The following is a 16371-nucleotide window of genomic DNA, read 5'->3' as shown; positions in this document are numbered from 1 at the left end:
TGCAAATCCTGATGCCTTATTCCTAAATCCTGCAAATTAGATCACACGAGCAATGCAATGGCATAAGACCGCTCTAAAACAAATAGTAAATTTCTAATGAAAGCAACCATAGTAACCATTGGTGACGAAATCCTCATCGGGCAAATCGTGGATACTAATTCCAGTTATATTGCCAAAGCACTCGATAAAATTGGAGTGCAAACCCACGAAATGCTTTCCATTTCCGACGATAAACAACACATTTTAAATACATTCACATCACTGCAAAATAAAGTTGATTTGGTAATCATTACCGGTGGTTTAGGGCCAACTAAAGATGACATTACCAAACACACTTTTTGCGAATATTTTGAAGATAAATTAGTGGTTAACCAAGCCGTTGAAGCCCATGTCATCCAAATGATTGAAGGCTTTTATAAACGTCCGATTACTCAATTAAACCGCGACCAGGCATTGGTGCCATCCAAATGCGAAGTGCTATTCAATCAAATGGGAACAGCACCAGGCATGTGGATGAAAAAGGAAAATACCGTGTACATTTCACTTCCCGGCGTACCGTATGAAATGAAACATATTGTGGATAACGAAATCATTCCCAAAATAGTAAAAGAGTACGAACGCCCTTATTTTTTGCACAAAACCATACTCACATACGGGCAGGGCGAAAGCCTCATTGCAGAACGCATAGAAGATTGGGAAAACAATTTACCGGAGTTTATCAAGTTGGCCTATTTGCCTAATCCGGGAAGGGTTCGTTTGCGATTAACCGCACGAGGCAACGATAAGGCTGTTTTGGAAGCCGCAATTCAGCAAAATGTTGAATCTTTAACCCAAATCATAGGCGATATCATCGTAGGATTTGATGAAGAGGAAACTTTAGAGGTGGTAATCGGCAGATTGCTCAAACAACGCGGAAAGACTATAGCCACAGCCGAGAGTTGCACCGGAGGAAAAATTGCCCAAATGATTACTTCAGTAGCAGGTTCTTCGCAGTATTTCAGAGGAAGTGTAGTAAGTTATGCTACTGATACTAAAGTTTCGGTTTTGAGTGTTTCTCAAGATACGATAAATAAATATACTGTCGTAAGTGCTGAGGTAGCTCAGGAAATGGCACGCGGAATAAAACATCTCATGCAAACCGATTATGCAATCGCAACTACAGGAAATGCAGGGCCAAGCAAAGGGGATGCAGAGGCCGAAGTAGGAGCTGTTTTTATTGCTTTAGCTACTCCAAATGAGATGCTGACTGAAGAATTTAATTTCGGGCAACCCCGAGAAAAAGTGATAGACCGAGCAGCGAATAAAGCCTTGGAAATGCTACAAAAAGCCATTTTAAATAAGACGCTGTGACGAAATTTAGAGCCTTGTAAACTCCTCAAAAAAAGAGGTTCTTTCGGGTCAGTAAAAAGCAAATAAAAAAAAAGCAAAAAATCTGCCATAATTATTTTGTTTCAATGATTTATTTTGCTTAAGTTTGCACCCTCGAATTGAATAACGATAAAAGAAAAGCATAATGTCAAGAGTTTGTGACCTTACAGGTAAAAAAGCGATGGTAGGAAATAACGTTTCTCACGCTATGAACAAAACTAAGAGAAAATTTTCTGTTAACTTAGTTAAAAAACGTTTCTATCTTGCTGAAGAAGACAGATGGATTACGCTAAGAGTAGCCGCGTCTACAATTAAAACAATCAATAAAAACGGATTGGCTGCAGTATTAAAAGATGCTAAAGCAAACGGATTTATTAAATAATCTGAAATCCTTAAAAATAAAGTAAGATGGCAAAGAAAGGTAATAGAATACAAGTTATTTTAGAGTGTACTGAGCACAAAGCAACAGGTCTTCCTGGAACTTCTCGTTACATCACAAACAAAAACAAAAAAAATACTCCGGACAGATTAGAGATTAAAAAATTTAATCCAATCTTGAAGAGAATGACTGTTCACAAAGAAATTAAATAATTACGGGTTTTTACAGATTAGTAGAAATTCATAAAACTATAATATCATGGCAAAGAAAACTGTTGCAACGTTACAAACAGCATCTAAAAGATTAACCAAAGCTATCAAAATGGTTAAATCTCCAAAAACGGGTGCTTACACTTTCCAGGAAGCTATCATGACTCCTGAAGAAGTAGATAGTTACCTTAAAAAGAACTAATTCAGCAAACTCATATATATCAAAGCTACTTTCATTCGGAAGTAGCTTTTTTATTTTTATATTTGCCCTCAATATTTATTAAGCTTTAGGTCTGATCCTAATTCCTAATTCCTTAATCTTACATTTATAATGAGTTTTTTTAAAAGAATATTTTCCTCCGAAAAGAAAGAAACCTTAGATAAAGGGTTGGAGCAAACCAAAACCTCGTTTTTCAGCAAATTAACCAAAGCTGTAGCCGGAAAATCTAAAGTAGACGATGAGGTCTTAGACAATTTAGAAGAAGTATTGGTCTCTTCGGATGTAGGTGTAAATACCACCTTAAAAATTATTGAAAGAATAGAAAAACGCGTTGCCCAAGATAAATATTTGGGGACTGATGAATTGAATCAAATCCTGCGCGAAGAAATAGCGGCCTTACTTTCGGAAACCCAATCGGGAGAAGAATCGGAATTCACCATTCCCGCCAATAAAAAACCATATGTGTTGATGGTTGTTGGAGTCAATGGAGTAGGTAAAACAACCACGATTGGAAAATTAGCCCATCAATTCAATAAAGCCGGTTATAAAGTAGTTTTAGGTGCTGCTGATACCTTCCGTGCGGCTGCCATAGATCAGTTGCAAATTTGGGCTGACCGCGTTGGAGTGCCATTGGTCAAACAACAAATGGGAAGTGACCCTGCCTCAGTGGCTTTTGATACCCTTCAGAGTGCTGTAACTCAGAATGCAGATGTAGTTATTATAGATACTGCCGGTCGTTTGCACAACAAAGTAAACCTGATGAATGAGCTGACCAAAGTAAAACGTGTGATGCAAAAAGTGGTAGAAGATGCCCCTCACGATGTATTATTAGTATTAGACGGTTCTACCGGTCAGAATGCTTTTGAACAAGCCAAGCAGTTTACAGCTGCTACAGAGGTTAGTTGTTTGGCAGTAACCAAGTTGGACGGAACCGCCAAGGGAGGTGTGGTTATTGGTATCTCTGATCAATTTCAAATTCCGGTTAAATATATCGGGGTTGGAGAAGGAATTAATGATTTGCAGGTTTTTAATAAATTTGAATTCGTAGATTCGTTTTTTAAATAAAAAATATGATTAAACTTTTATCTTTTTTCAGAACATCATCACCTTTTATTTTACTGTTACTAGGTATAGGTATAGAGGGCCTATCGAAACTTATCGAAAAAAAGCTGACCAATGTAGCTTTAGGTCTTCAATTGATGGCTTTTATCATCATCGTTTACGGGCTTTTCAGACTTATCAACAAAAAGTAACTATTGGTATAAAGCATTGATTTTCTCCCAAAGCGTTTCATCAAAATCTGAAAGAGCTAAGTTCACATTATCTGCAGCTTCTCCCATGCGGATGACTACCATTTTTTTACTCGGAATTACGTAGATTTTCTGGTCATTTTTACCCAAGGCCATAAACATGTCGTTCGGTCCTGTCGGGATAATACTTCCCGGAAATTCTGTTTGTACCTGAGGCATGTGGTAACTGGCTTTTCCATTTAGCCACCACAAATAACCATAACTCAAATTAATATTTTGCGAAGTATTTGTTGCTGCCGTGAAATAGTTTTGATTCACTATCTGAGTACCATTCCATTTACCATTATTCAAAGCCATCAGACCAAAACGGGCCATACTTCGTGTATTGCTCCAGTATACACTATTGTTCCCCGATTGTATCCATGAACCGGTCATACCCAATTTATCTCTCAGTTTATTATTAAAATAATTACTCCAGGTTTGTCCTGTTGCGCTGGCAACAACATCCTGTAATTTTACATACACATTACTGTAAGCCCAGCGTGTTCCTGCATCAGCTTTGTAATTGAGGCTTGAAGGGGTTACATCATCACTGTAGACATTATTCACATAGTCATCAATGCCCGAAGTCATGCTCAATAGATTTTTACACGTTATTAAGTTCTCCTTGGCTAATGGTTCATTGGTCCAGCCGGTTCCTATATAATCGGATACTTTATTAGTAATGTTTAAAAAACCTTCCTGTTCTGCTATGCCTGTAACGGTTGAGGTTAGTGTTTTTCCGGCACTGGCCCAGTACCACGGAGTGGTTGCACTGTGTCCATTGAAATAATACTCCATCACGATTCTGCCATTTACCAAAATCATAAAGGATTTGGAATGCTTCAATTCTAAATAATCTAATAAGGGTTGTACAGCATTTTGGTTCCAGCCCAAGTCGGCTATGGTTTTAGTTTCCCATGTGCTGCTGCCGTCATTTGGCGGAAAATACATGGCTTCAGGAACCGGATTGGGAGTAGGAGTAGATGATGAATCAGAACTACAGCTGAAAACAGCAAGTAACAGGAGTGGAAACAGGAACAGTTTTTTCATTTTTAGGATAAATTTCACTTTGGACTTTAAAGGTATTAAATAGTTTAATGTTGATAATATTAATTGGTAACAGATGTGGCTTTATTAACTTAAAAAAGTAAATTTGCCTTACTTCAAAAACAACCTTTACCATGAAAAAAATATGTTTTTTAGGCATCGCTTTTATTCTGATTTCCTGTCATTCTAACGTTAAGAAAGAAGACTTAGTAAAGCTTAACGGCTATTGGGAAATCAAACAGGTTAAACTGGCAGACGGTGAAAAAAAAGACTATAAAGTGAACGAAACAGTTGATTTTTTTGAAGTTAAAAATAATGCAGGATTTCGCCAAAAGGTAATGCCGCAGTTTGACGGTAAGTTTAAAACTAACGACATTAAGGAAAATATCAAAATCATTGAAGAAAACAAAACCTTTTTTATTCAATACGATACACCTTATGGTAAATGGAAAGAGGAAATTATTGAAATTGCTGATTCGACTTTGGTACTTAAAAACAAAGATAAATTGCAATACGAATACAAACGTTTTGTCCCTTTCTCGTTAAAATAATTCTAAAAAAATGGCCAAAAGACTCAGCAATGAAAGCTCGATAGGAGAAGTGCTCAAAGCCTTTATCGAAACCAATAAACTTCAAAGCGGTATGGACAAGATTGATGTGCAGGCTGCCTGGAAATCGTTGATGGGTAACGGAGTCAACAGTTACACTCAAGAAGTGATATTGAAAGGTTCAACCCTTTATGTGTCCTTAACTTCGGCTGTTTTACGCGAAGAACTGAGCTATGGGAAAACCAAAATCATTACCATGATTAATGAGGAGCTCGGTAAAGAAGTCGTAAAAGACATAATTCTTCGTTAGGTGTTAATCTCTAAATCTTTGATGTATTCCTCGTACTCGTAGAAAAACAGTTCAAACTGTGTCATGGTTTCACTAAAGAAATCAAAAATCTCAGGCCAATAACTTCGGTTGTTCATGCTCACGCCTAACTTTTCTACCCATATTCTGCTGATTACTTTTCCGTTTTCTAAATAAAAATTGCGTTCTAAAATGGCTTCCGGCAAGTATTCTTCAGTCAAAATAGTTTTCAGCGACTCAATTTTTTCGTAGTATATTTTGCGCTTTTCCTCATCTTTTGGTTCAATGTCAAGCAGTACTTGTGCTTTTTTATTGTCGATATAAAATTTGAAAGTAACGTCTTTAATTTTAGTATCGTATAACAACCATTTGCGGGGATAAGCTGTGGCAAATGCCGTCCAAAACTCTTTTTTAAGGGCTAAAACTTCTTCTTTGCTGTACATTTTAGTGGGGTAAAATTGGTATGCTTTTTTTTTTGAACTAACTTTATGGTTTAAAACCTTCATCATGCACTTCGACGAATTTTTAAAATACACGTCAAAAATACTAAATGTCGAGCTTCCGGCAACGGATGCCCATGCAAAAATGGCACCTTCTAACCGCTTAGAACTACTCAAGAATATCGATTTCGAAAAAATGAGTCCACGAAAAGCAGCGGTAATGATGTTGGTTTATCCCAAAAATGAGCAAACTCATTTGGCGCTTATTCAGCGTACTTCATATAACGGGGTGCATTCATCCCAAATTGCTTTTCCGGGAGGCAAGGCTGAGGATGGAGATGAAAATTTGAGTAAAACTGCCCTGCGCGAAACTCATGAAGAAATTGGAGTGCATCCCAATAAAGTAGAACTTATTCGACCTTTTACCAAAGTCTATATTCCGCCCAGTAATTTTATGGTATATCCTTTTCTAGGATATAGCACTCAAGAGCTCGCATTTACCATACAAGAAGAAGAAGTGGCCGGTTTGGTCGAGTTATCAATGGCTGATTTTTTAGATGATGGTATAGTGCAGAATAAGATTATGAAAACTTCTTATGCGGGTGATTTTGAAGTACCCGGTTTTCGGGTCAACGAATATTTTGTTTGGGGAGCCACTGCTATGATGCTTAGTGAACTGAAAGAAACCCTCAAAATGATTTTATAAAGTATAAGTTTTGTAGCTTTGCCAACCTAAAATCAAATACTACACTATGGGATTGTTTAAGCGAAATCCTTTTGGTCATATATTATTCATCAAAAAATGGTTAATCCGCATATTTGGGGTTTTAACCCACCGTCGTTATCGCGGTTTTAACGAGTTGCAAATAGAAGGCTCCGAAATTATCAGAGCATTGCCCGATAAAAATGTTCTTTTTATTTCAAATCATCAAACGTATTTTGCCGATGTGGTAGCCATGTTTCATGTTTTTAATGCCAGTCTTTCGGGCAGAGAGGACAACATTAAAAATGTAGGCTATTTGTGGCAACCCAAAATGAATATTTATTACGTAGCCGCTAGCGAAACCATGAAATCAGGACTGTTGCCGCGTATTTTGGCTTATGTAGGTGCGATAAGTGTGGAACGAACTTGGAGGTCAGGAGGGAAAGACGTAACCGAAAAGCGAAATATCAATCCAAATGACACTGAGAACATTCGTATTGCCTTAGAAGACGGCTGGGTTATTACTTTTCCGCAGGGAACTACAAAATCGTTTAAACCGGTGCGTAAAGGAACAGCTCATATCATTAAACAACACAAACCTGTTGTTGTTCCAATTGTAATAGATGGCTTCAGACGTTCTTTTGATAAAAAAGGATTACGCCTAAAAAAGAAAAATATACTGCAGTCATTCATCATTAAGCCGCCTTTGGAAATTGATTATGAAAATGAAACCATAGATCAAATTGTAGAAAAAGTGGCCTATGCCATAGAACAGCACCCTTCCTTCTTAAATGTAATTCCTGCCGAAGAATTGGCCGAACAGGAACGCCTCAACAAACTCCGCAAATGGAATGTAGATAAAACCGACACGAGCATAGCGAACTGAGAAAGTAAATCCCTCACTAGAGGGATTTTTTATTTCTGTTTTTGTTGTCTACAAGGATAAGTTTTGGGCAGTTTTAACTTTCTTTTACCACTTTATCTCAGTAAATAGGGCTATTTTTGGCACATGTCGGCAAAAAAGATTTTACTATTGGGGATAGTTTGGTTACTGCTGTTGCTGTTTAGCAATTTAACGGTGGCCAATACGGCTATGGTAATAGCACCCAAAGGGTCTAAAGAAGTTTCCCTCTTCAAAGCCGGACACTCATTTACTAAAGATCTATTACAGCCTCAGGGACTATCAACTGCCAGACTTACTTCTGAGCAGGTAGCCAAGCCAATGCCGTTTGGTTATACTGTTTTGCAATATGATGAAATCACTCGTTTGGTTTTGGGGTTTTTGGGTACTACTACCGCTGTACTTCAGGATACCAACAGATGTGAGAGCGTATCGCGACTCTTGTTTCCGTATCATTTTTTTTGGTAAACGTGTAATGTTCTTCGTTACATTTTAATGCATGGCTTCCTTTTTTGGGGAGTGATGTCAATCATTTATTTTAAAAAAATACAACATGGATACATCAGTAATTATTATAGGTGCGGTGCTTCTTTTGATAGTAGTCATACCGGTTTATTTTGTCATCAGAGCCAATAAAACAGACAAAAATAAAATCAACGCCCTTATTGCCCAATATAGTCAAAACAACCGTTACCGTTTTCAATTAATAGCTTCGCAAAACCACAAAGCTTTGGCAATTGACCCTCAAAACAGAGGTTTGCTTTTTATGGATTTTAACCTAAAAGAACCATATGTAGCTTTTAGAGATTTAGCCGATACCAAAGGTTGTGCGGTGGCTACAGACAATCCACATGGATTAACCAATATTGTGAAAAAGGTAGAATTGATTTTCTTCTCCAAAAACGGATTATCGCAAGGAAATGATATTCTTTTTCACGACAAAGCTAAACCTTATATAGTTCCGGTTTATGGTTATGAAGAACAAAAACTGGCCGAACAATGGCAGGAATTGATTCACAGATATCTTTAGCATGACACAAAAAAATCCCACTCGATTGAGCGGGATTTTTTTTATTATAAATCAATTTTTTGTAACTCTTTGTAGTTTTTACTGAGTTTACCCAGCAGTATACCATAAATTAATTTATAGAACAGCCAAATAGCAATTACTATAAGAAGCATAAAGCCCAGTATAATTCCGATGGATTTGCAAAGGGTCATGTAGCCTGTATCATCGTGTATTTTTTGCATCAGTGAAGCAAATTTAGAATCGTAGTTCAGTTGTACATACAAGATAACCAAGGTTCCTACCACAAAAAATAAGATGTTAAACCACACGTAATAGATGACAGTTTTGCGGGTTTTAAGAATATCACTCATCAGTTGTTTCGTTGATGTAGTGGTTGAAATTCGTTTGTAGTTTTTGTAGAACAAGTAAATGAATACGGCAACCACCGTATAATTGATGATGTTGTAGATAGTGTTTATTTCTTTGATGTATTCAAAAATTTCATTACCGTATTTTTTTCGGATGTAGCCATCGCCCAAATACAGTATACTGATGATATTCCAAAATACAAATTCAAGTATGCTGATAATCAAAATCCATTTTACAATAGATGATGACCTTTTATGAATCATGCTGTAAATTTCATTTTCGGTTACTTGGTTAAAAGAGTAATTGTCTTTTTTCCAGGCTTTTTTTAATAAATCCAACTCTTCCATAATCCTTAGGGATTTAATATTTTTTTCAATTTTCCTTTTATTCTGTTCATTTTTACGCGCGCATTGACCTCGCTAATCCCCAAAGTTTCTGATATTTCGTTATAATCTTTATCCTCCAGATACAAGAACACCAAAGCTTTTTCGATGTCATTGAGTTGCTGTACCGCCTGATACATCAATTTGAGTTGTTCTTCCTCTTCGTGATTGTATTCTTCCTGACTGATGAAATGAAATTGCCCTTCGTAAGTTACGGTATTGACTGAACGAGTGCTTTTTCGATATAAGGTAATGGCAGTATTCAAGGCCACTCGATAAGCCCAGGTTGAAAATTTAGATTCGCCTCTGAATTTGGGGAATGCTTTCCAAAGCTGAATGGTGATTTCCTGAAACAAATCGTTGTGCGCATCTTCGCCATTGGTATACAACCTACATATCTTGTGGATGATGTTCTGGTTGTCCTTTAGCTGTTTGACAAATGATTGTTCTAAGTTTTCACTCATAGCCTTGTTAGTGTAAAAACAATTGATTTTGTTACACTACACAAAACTACATATTTTAAAATCTAATTTCAAGTTTCAAATTTGCCTATCTTTGCAAGGCAAAATTACAAGCAAATAAGATGAATATAGGGAGTTATAACACATTAACCATAGCCAGAGAAACCAAAGTAGGATTGTTTTTAACCGACGGGAAAGACGATGTATTGCTTCCGTCAAAGTATATGCCTAAACAATTTAAGATTGGTGATGAAATTATTGTTTTTGTATACTTGGACCACGAAGAAAGACCCGTGGCTACTACATTAGAACCCTATATTTTGATGGATGAATTTGGTTTACTGCGTGTAAATTATGTCAATAAATTTGGTGCTTTCCTCGATTGGGGCTTAGAGAAAGACCTGTTCGTTCCTTTTAAAGAACAAGCCCGCCCGATGGAAAAAGGAAAACGCTATTTGGTTTTCGCTTACATTGATGAAAAAACCGGAAGAATAGTGGCTTCGAGCAAAACCAATCAGTTTTTGAGCAATGAAAATCTGACTGTAGCCGAAGGCGATGAAGTGGATTTAATCATTTCTCATATCACCGATTTAGGAATTAATGTAATTATAAACGACCAGCACAAAGGACTTTTATACAAAGATCAGGTATATGATGACATTCGACTCGGCGACAGAATGACCGGCTACATCAAAACCATTCGCCCTGACAATAAAATAGATGTTTCGTTGCAAAAAATCGGCTACGAAAACATTGAACCCAATGCGGAGAGAATTCTTAATGAACTCAGAGCCAGTAGAGGAGGCTTTTTAAGATTGAACGATAACAGTCATCCTGAAGACATCAAAACAGTGCTGAAAATGAGTAAAAAAACATTCAAAAAAGCTATTGGCTCTCTTTATAAAAACAAACGCATTGAGATTAAAGAAGACGGAATCTACCTGATAAAGGAGTAGTTATTCACCGCCCAACAATTCCAATTCACTCGGAATTTCTGTAGCTGAGTGATCTTTCGGCTTTTTGTAAAACAAATTGCTAACCATATTCAGTGTGCTGTATGGTCTGTTGGAGTATTTATTTCCCAAACACACTACGGTTATAGTATCTTTTCTCACCGGAACGAATGAAGTGTTGTTCCCGTGCCACCAGCCGTTATGGTAAATCATTTTTTCTCCGGTTGGCTGTAAAAATCGCATGCGCATACCCAGACCATAATCTTTTATCGGTTTTGCTGTTTGAGCAGAACTGTATCCGAAGTACGCTTGTTGCAACAGATTTTGGTCAATAAAATCGGGAGAATAAGTGGCTAAATCAAATTTGACTAAGTCTCTCGGCGTAGAATAAATATTTTTGTCGCCGTAGAGTTCATCAAATTGATCCCACGGAAACTGAGCATTTCCTTTATATGATTTTGAAGCGGTTTCTCTGTCGGTGTTGTAATTGAATACATAGGTATGCCTCATACCCAAGGGTTTGAAAATAAGCTCTTGCATGGCTTTGCGGTAGTTCATGCCGGTTGCTCTTTCAATGATTAAAGCCAATAAAACGTAATTGGTGTTGCAATAATCAAATCGGGTGTTGGACGCAAATAGTTTTTTAAATTTATGCTGTACAATCAAATCCAAAACATCCTGGTTACTCAGTACTTTTCGACTGTTCCAATTCTTTTTGAGCAAAGCGCTGAAACTTGAATACGGTTGAATACCGCTGCGGTGATTGAGCAACATGCGTATTGTAACGTCTTTGTACGGAAATTTTGGAAGCCAGTCGGTCACTTTTTGATCCAACATGATGTTGTCTTCCTGAACTAACTTCAGGATAGCCGTTGCAGTCAGTACTTTGCTAACCGAAGCTAAGTGAATGGCTGTTGAAGAGTCTATCGCAATTTTATTTTTTGAATCCGAAAAACCCTGATAGTCCTCATACAAGATGCGACCGTTTTTAGCCACAATGAATCCGCCACTGTAATATGGAGATTTGATGTTTTTATTGTAAAACGAATCAATTTTAGGGGTTATTATTCTGATGAAGTTCTCAGAAACACTACCCATTTTTAAAGAAAAGGGTATAGTAATAAAAGTACTGTCTACACTCTTGTGGCTACCAAAAAAAGAAGTAGGTCTTTTTTCTTTTGGTCCCGAAATGTAGAAAACCATCGATAAGAAGAATGTGACTAGGGCGACTCTCATGTATCTTATTATTAGTGCAATAATAGCAAATTTTTGATATAAATAAAAATAAATGTCTAAAATGAACGTTGAACGCTGGTTGTATATGTCTGTGAAAGAAACTATTTTTGCGGCAACAACAACACAATACAATGAATACTATCACTACAACCCATTTTCAATTTCCGGGTCAAAAATCCGTTTACAGAGGTAAAGTACGAGAAGTTTATAATATCAATGATGAATTACTCGTCATGATTGCCACCGATCGACTTTCTGCTTTTGATGTCGTTTTGCCTAAAGGAATTCCGTATAAAGGACAAATCCTCAATCAGATTGCGACAAAATTCATGCATTTGACACAGGACATAGTGCCTAATTGGCTCATAGCCACACCTGATCCAAATGTTGCTGTAGGGCATCTTTGTGAACCGTTCAAAGTGGAAATGGTCATTCGGGGGTATCTCTCCGGACATGCGGCTCGAGAGTATACTTTGGGCAAAAGAACCATTTGTGGGGTCACTATGCCCGATGGGTTAAAAGAAAATGATCAATTTCCGACACCTATTATTACACCAACAACCAAAGCAGATAATGGATCTCATGATGAAGATATTTCTAGAGAAGCCATTTTATCCAAAGGAATAGTTTCGGAAGAGGATTATTTGATTTTAGAAAAATATACCCGTGATTTATATCAAAGAGGTGTTGAGATAGCTTTGAGCAGAGGTTTGATTTTGGTCGATACCAAATATGAGTTTGGGAAAACCAAAGACGGGAAAATAGTTCTGATTGATGAAATCCATACACCGGATTCTTCCCGTTATTTTTATTCAGAAGGATATAAGGAAAGACAAGAAAGAGGAGAAGAGCAAAAACAATTATCCAAAGAATTTGTGCGTCGTTGGCTGATTGAAAATGGCTTTCAGGGAAAAGAAGGACAGACAATTCCGGATATGACTGACGAATACATCGAATCGGTTTCTGAGCGATACATCGAATTATATGAAAATATAATCGGAGAACATTTTGTCAAAGCTGATGTTTCAAACATTCATCACCGCATAGAACAAAATGTCCTGCATTTTTTGCAGTCATAAAAAATTGTATGTCAAGATATAAGCCACGTTAAAGCGTGGTTTTTTTATGCCAAATGTTAAAGTTATGTTATAGTTGTCATTTTGGTGCAACGAAAATAAGTCCATCAACGTCTTATGGACAATCAATAACTTTTTAAAACAAATCATCATGAAAAAAACAATCATTTTCGCAGGCTTAGCTCTTGTAGCTTTTGCTAATGTATCATTAGCATCTACTGTTTCAAACAATGCAATTTCAAAAGAAGTTGTCATGAGTACAAACTCTCCTTTGTGTACTGCTATTTACAAAGGCGATTTGAATACAGTAAAAAAATTCATCGAGTACGGAGCAGATGTAAACGAAGAGTCAAACGGAATGACTCCCTTAATGTTTGCTGCCCGATACAACAAAGTAGAAATCATTAAGTACTTATTGGAAAAGGGTGCAAAAAAAGATGTAAAAGATGAAAGAGGATACACAGCATTGAAATATGCCGAGTTCTCTAATTCAACCGATGCAATAGCAATTTTAAAACAAGCCTAAGAATCTTTAAAAGCACCTTTTTTGAAAATAAAAGGTGCTTTTATTTCATAATCAGTATGATAGAAATGTAAAAAAGTTAATAAAATGTTAAATTTAAGTACTATGTAATACAAGATACTTGTTTTTAGATATATATTTGCATAGGATATTAATAACAAAAGTAAATCATCATGAAATCAACAATCATTTATTTAGGACTAGTTGCTTCTTTTTTTACAACAAACAGTAAAGCGGCTAATGAGTTTAAAGCACAAGATTTAAACCAACAGGAAATTATCACTGCAATGGCAGAAAACAATCAACAAAACCAATTGATTTTGGTAAGTCAACAATTTTCTAAAGGTAAAACTGAAACTAATACAGCTGAGGAAATTGTTCTTGAGCCAATCACAAAAAACTATGCCGGCTATTCAAAAACTGTTGAGGAGACCATCATAGAAGATCAATTAATCACTGAAAGTCAACAAGTAATCGCTCAACCGCTTTCATTAGAAAAAACGTTTGCAGATTATATTAATGAAGCCAATCAAATTACTGAAAGCAATGTTACAACCGAAGTGTATTCGTTAGATTTTGAAAAAATTAATCGTTCTGTGAAAAACAATAAAGTGTACAGAAACAACATGGCTGTTACTGTAGATTTAAAATTATAAGTTTAGGTTGATTGCTTTCGCATCACGCGAAAGTTAAAAGCATCATTAGTTTGTTTCTACTAATGATGCTTTTTTGTTTTTTATTTGAAATACGAAAAGGAATCGTTATTTTCTATCTTTAACAAACTCTCGTAAATAAGTTTGATAACATTTTCTACATCTTCGCGATGTACCATTTCTACCGTGGTATGCATATAACGAAGCGGTAACGAAATCAAAGCCGAGGCCACACCGCCGTTGCTATAAGCAAAAGCATCCGTATCAGTTCCGGTTGCTCTTGATGTAGCATGACGCTGGAACGGAATTTTCTTTTCTTCAGCTGTCTCTACAATTAAATCACGCAAGGTATTGTGCACCGCCGGCGCATAAGCAATCACCGGACCTTTCCCCATTTGTAAATCACCTTCTATTTTTTTCTCTATCATAGGAGTAGTGGTATCGTGACAAACATCGGTTACAATGGCAACATTAGGCTTGATGGTGTTGGTAATCATTTCAGCACCGCGAAGTCCAATTTCTTCCTGAACCGAATTGGTAATGTATAATCCAAAAGGCAACTTCTTCTTGTTTTCTTTTAATAAACGGGCAACTTCAGCAATCATGAAACCACCCATCCTGTTGTCAATGGCACGGCAAACAAATTTATTGTCGTTTAAAATCATGAATTCATCCGGATAAGTGATGACACAGCCTACATGAACGCCCAACTTTTCAACTTCTTCCTTAGTAGAGCAACCACAATCTATAAATATGTTGTGCAATGTTGCCGATTCTTCTTTGCCCCGATTACGTGTATGGATGGCAGGCCATCCAAAAACTCCTTTTACAATTCCTTTCTTAGTATGAATATTTACTCTTTTCGAAGGAGCAATCTGGTGATCGGAGCCACCATTTCGTATGACATATATTAGACCATTGTCTGTAATGTAATTTACATACCACGAAATCTCGTCTGAATGCCCTTCGATAACTACCTTATAAGGAGCATCCGCATTTATCACTCCCACGGCTGAACCATACGTATCAGTAATAAAACTATCCACATAAGGTTTTAAATAGTTCATCCAGAGTTTTTGTCCGTTAGATTCGTATCCCGTCGGAGATGCATTGTTCAAATAACTTTCCAAAAACGAAAGTGATGCCTTGTTTAGTATCGATTTTGTTGCCATAATTTTTTTTTGCTAAAATATAAATTTGGCACTACAGTTGTTAAGGATATTCTATAATTTTACCCTAATATCCAACTTCTATGAAATCGAAGATTCTTAAAAACCAAACTCAATTTAAAACAGTAAATGAAAAGTTATTTTTTTTCATTTTTATATTTCTCCTGTCAATATCTTCAAGAGCGCAGATTTCAACCGATTCAATACCCAAAAGAGAAGTAGGAGTAGAAGAAAATGACACCATACTCGATGAGCCGGTTCAACTGGAAGAAGTAATCGTTTACAAACAAAAATTATCCCCCGAAGAGAAAAAAGCTTTTCTCTTGTTGCAAAACAGAGTGTACAAAGTTTATCCTTATGCTAAAACAGCGGCAGAGCGACTAAGCATCCTCAATAAAAATATGGATAAACTAAAATCCAACCGCGAAAAAAGAAAATACTTTAAAATAGTGGAAGACTACATAGAAGGCGAATTTACCGGTCAACTCAAAAAACTATCCCGCAAACAAGGACAAATTTTAGTCAAACTCATCCACCGTCAAACCGGTTTCACCACATTTGAGCTCATAAAAGATTATAAAAGCGGTTGGAAAGCTTTCTGGTCCAACAACACCGCCCGTTTATTCGATATCAACCTCAAAACAAAATACGAACCCTACGAAGTCAACGAAGACTTCTTAATCGAAACCATACTCGATCGCGCTTTCACCCGTGGCCGATTGGTACCGCAAAAATCCGCAAACCCTGTCGATATAGATGAACTAACCGACTTTTGGGAGAAAAAAGCCCTGAAAAAATAACATACATATATATAGTATAAAAACTCGGAGCGAAAGTTTCGGTTTTTTTTGTGGTCCGTTTTCCCGCTTTCCGGGCTACACGGTAGTCCCTGCAATCGGGGCTAGGGAGAGTTTGTCTGGTGTGTTTGGAGAGGTTCGGTAAAAAGAATGGATGATTTTAATCTGCAAAAACCGATGGATCAGATAATTAAAAAAAAGGATAAAAAAATGGGATAAAAGATTTGGATTGGGAGAAAAAAGATTTCTATATTTGCACCCCGCAAGAGAGGGAATGTTCTTTAGAAAACTGGAAAACGAGGGATTTGAAATAAATTCAAAAATAATT

23 protein-coding genes are annotated in these 16371 nt (G+C 36.7%); 17 read left to right on the top strand and 6 right to left on the bottom strand.

The window, feature by feature from the left end; all coding sequences use genetic code 11:
- The first annotated feature begins 96 nt into the window (after positions 1–96).
- From EZL74_RS07170 to EZL74_RS07145, 6 genes are all read left to right on the top strand, one after another.
- Positions 97–1350, top strand: coding sequence for a competence/damage-inducible protein A (locus EZL74_RS07170; protein ID WP_131475926.1), 1254 nt, complete (start codon positions 97–99; stop codon positions 1348–1350).
- A 163-nt stretch (positions 1351–1513) separates the two neighbouring features.
- The gene (gene rpmB / locus EZL74_RS07165) at positions 1514–1750 is read left to right on the top strand and encodes a 50S ribosomal protein L28 (protein WP_131475925.1); all 237 of its coding nucleotides are present in this window, start codon (positions 1514–1516) and stop codon (positions 1748–1750) included.
- 26 nt (positions 1751–1776) lie between these two features.
- A complete protein-coding gene (rpmG, locus tag EZL74_RS07160; protein WP_131475924.1) occupies positions 1777–1959 on the top strand; it encodes a 50S ribosomal protein L33 in 183 nt (60 codons plus the stop codon).
- A 46-nt stretch (positions 1960–2005) separates the two neighbouring features.
- Positions 2006–2158, top strand: a complete 153-nt coding sequence (locus EZL74_RS07155) for a DUF4295 domain-containing protein (RefSeq protein WP_131475923.1) — start codon at positions 2006–2008, stop codon at positions 2156–2158.
- Between the two features lie 129 nt (positions 2159–2287).
- Complete coding sequence (ftsY, locus tag EZL74_RS07150; protein WP_131475922.1) at positions 2288–3241, top strand: signal recognition particle-docking protein FtsY; 954 nt, start codon at positions 2288–2290, stop codon at positions 3239–3241.
- A gap of 5 nt (positions 3242–3246) precedes the next feature.
- Positions 3247–3429: a hypothetical protein gene (locus EZL74_RS07145; RefSeq protein WP_131475921.1), complete on the top strand. Its 183-nt coding sequence runs from the start codon at positions 3247–3249 to the stop codon at positions 3427–3429.
- Here the strand turns inward: EZL74_RS07145 and EZL74_RS07140 are convergent, their stop codons facing one another.
- Positions 3430–4518, bottom strand: coding sequence for a serine hydrolase domain-containing protein (locus EZL74_RS07140; RefSeq protein ID WP_131475920.1), 1089 nt, complete (start codon positions 4516–4518; stop codon positions 3430–3432).
- 131 nt (positions 4519–4649) lie between these two features.
- On the opposite strand from EZL74_RS07140, the gene EZL74_RS07135 reads away from it, so the two are divergent.
- A complete protein-coding gene (locus tag EZL74_RS07135) occupies positions 4650–5066 on the top strand; it encodes a hypothetical protein (protein ID WP_131475919.1) in 417 nt (138 codons plus the stop codon).
- A 10-nt stretch (positions 5067–5076) separates the two neighbouring features.
- Positions 5077–5373: a DUF721 domain-containing protein gene (locus tag EZL74_RS07130; RefSeq protein WP_131475918.1), complete on the top strand. Its 297-nt coding sequence runs from the start codon at positions 5077–5079 to the stop codon at positions 5371–5373.
- Here EZL74_RS07130 and EZL74_RS07125 read toward each other — a convergent pair.
- Positions 5370–5813, bottom strand: coding sequence for a DUF4268 domain-containing protein (locus EZL74_RS07125; protein WP_131476039.1), 444 nt, complete (start codon positions 5811–5813; stop codon positions 5370–5372). The genes EZL74_RS07130 and EZL74_RS07125 overlap by 4 nt on opposite strands.
- 64 nt (positions 5814–5877) lie before the next feature.
- Here EZL74_RS07125 and EZL74_RS07120 point away from each other — a divergent pair, with 64 nt between their 5' ends.
- The 4 genes from EZL74_RS07120 (at position 5878) to EZL74_RS07105 (ending at position 8444) form a co-directional block, all read left to right on the top strand.
- On the top strand, positions 5878–6516 hold the full coding sequence (locus tag EZL74_RS07120; RefSeq protein WP_131475917.1) for an NUDIX hydrolase: 639 nt from the start codon (positions 5878–5880) through the stop codon (positions 6514–6516).
- Positions 6517–6562: 46 nt separating this feature from the next.
- A complete protein-coding gene (locus EZL74_RS07115; RefSeq protein WP_131475916.1) occupies positions 6563–7399 on the top strand; it encodes a lysophospholipid acyltransferase family protein in 837 nt (278 codons plus the stop codon).
- Between the two features lie 123 nt (positions 7400–7522).
- The gene (locus EZL74_RS07110; RefSeq protein ID WP_131475915.1) at positions 7523–7882 is read left to right on the top strand and encodes a hypothetical protein; all 360 of its coding nucleotides are present in this window, start codon (positions 7523–7525) and stop codon (positions 7880–7882) included.
- An 85-nt stretch (positions 7883–7967) separates the two neighbouring features.
- Positions 7968–8444 carry a hypothetical protein gene (locus EZL74_RS07105; RefSeq protein ID WP_131475914.1) on the top strand — a complete coding sequence of 159 codons (477 nt, stop codon included), beginning with the start codon at positions 7968–7970 and terminating at the stop codon, positions 8442–8444.
- A 44-nt stretch (positions 8445–8488) separates the two neighbouring features.
- Here EZL74_RS07105 and EZL74_RS07100 read toward each other — a convergent pair whose 3' ends face one another.
- Together EZL74_RS07100 and EZL74_RS07095 are read right to left on the bottom strand one after the other, a co-directional pair.
- On the bottom strand, positions 8489–9139 hold the full coding sequence (locus EZL74_RS07100) for a hypothetical protein (protein ID WP_131475913.1): 651 nt from the start codon (positions 9137–9139) through the stop codon (positions 8489–8491).
- A gap of 5 nt (positions 9140–9144) precedes the next feature.
- Positions 9145–9639: an RNA polymerase sigma factor gene (locus EZL74_RS07095; RefSeq protein ID WP_131475912.1), complete on the bottom strand. Its 495-nt coding sequence runs from the start codon at positions 9637–9639 to the stop codon at positions 9145–9147.
- A gap of 119 nt (positions 9640–9758) precedes the next feature.
- Here EZL74_RS07095 and EZL74_RS07090 point away from each other — a divergent pair, with 119 nt between their 5' ends.
- Entirely contained in the window at positions 9759–10592 is an 834-nt protein-coding gene (locus EZL74_RS07090) for a CvfB family protein (RefSeq protein ID WP_131475911.1), read from the top strand.
- On the opposite strand, the gene EZL74_RS07085 is transcribed toward EZL74_RS07090, so the two are convergent.
- Positions 10593–11825, bottom strand: coding sequence for a serine hydrolase domain-containing protein (locus tag EZL74_RS07085; protein WP_131475910.1), 1233 nt, complete (start codon positions 11823–11825; stop codon positions 10593–10595).
- A gap of 131 nt (positions 11826–11956) precedes the next feature.
- On the opposite strand from EZL74_RS07085, the gene EZL74_RS07080 reads away from it, so the two are divergent.
- From EZL74_RS07080 to EZL74_RS07070, 3 genes are all read left to right on the top strand, one after another.
- On the top strand, positions 11957–12904 hold the full coding sequence (locus EZL74_RS07080; RefSeq protein WP_131475909.1) for a phosphoribosylaminoimidazolesuccinocarboxamide synthase: 948 nt from the start codon (positions 11957–11959) through the stop codon (positions 12902–12904).
- Between the two features lie 148 nt (positions 12905–13052).
- Positions 13053–13427 (top strand): ankyrin repeat domain-containing protein, encoded by a 375-nt coding sequence (locus EZL74_RS07075; protein ID WP_131475908.1) that lies wholly within the window; start codon positions 13053–13055, stop codon positions 13425–13427.
- A gap of 170 nt (positions 13428–13597) precedes the next feature.
- The gene (locus EZL74_RS07070; protein ID WP_131475907.1) at positions 13598–14080 is read left to right on the top strand and encodes a hypothetical protein; all 483 of its coding nucleotides are present in this window, start codon (positions 13598–13600) and stop codon (positions 14078–14080) included.
- 80 nt (positions 14081–14160) lie between these two features.
- Here the strand turns inward: EZL74_RS07070 and EZL74_RS07065 are convergent, their stop codons facing one another.
- Complete coding sequence (locus tag EZL74_RS07065) at positions 14161–15249, bottom strand: M42 family metallopeptidase (protein WP_131475906.1); 1089 nt, start codon at positions 15247–15249, stop codon at positions 14161–14163.
- Positions 15250–15329: 80 nt separating this feature from the next.
- On the opposite strand from EZL74_RS07065, the gene EZL74_RS07060 reads away from it, so the two are divergent.
- Entirely contained in the window at positions 15330–16046 is a 717-nt protein-coding gene (locus tag EZL74_RS07060) for a DUF4294 domain-containing protein (RefSeq protein WP_131475905.1), read from the top strand.
- Positions 16047–16371: the final 325 nt, after the last annotated feature.

The organism is Flavobacterium silvisoli (assembly GCF_004329815.1).
Classification (GTDB): domain Bacteria; phylum Bacteroidota; class Bacteroidia; order Flavobacteriales; family Flavobacteriaceae; genus Flavobacterium; species Flavobacterium silvisoli.
This window is presented reverse-complemented; position numbering and strand designations above follow the sequence as displayed.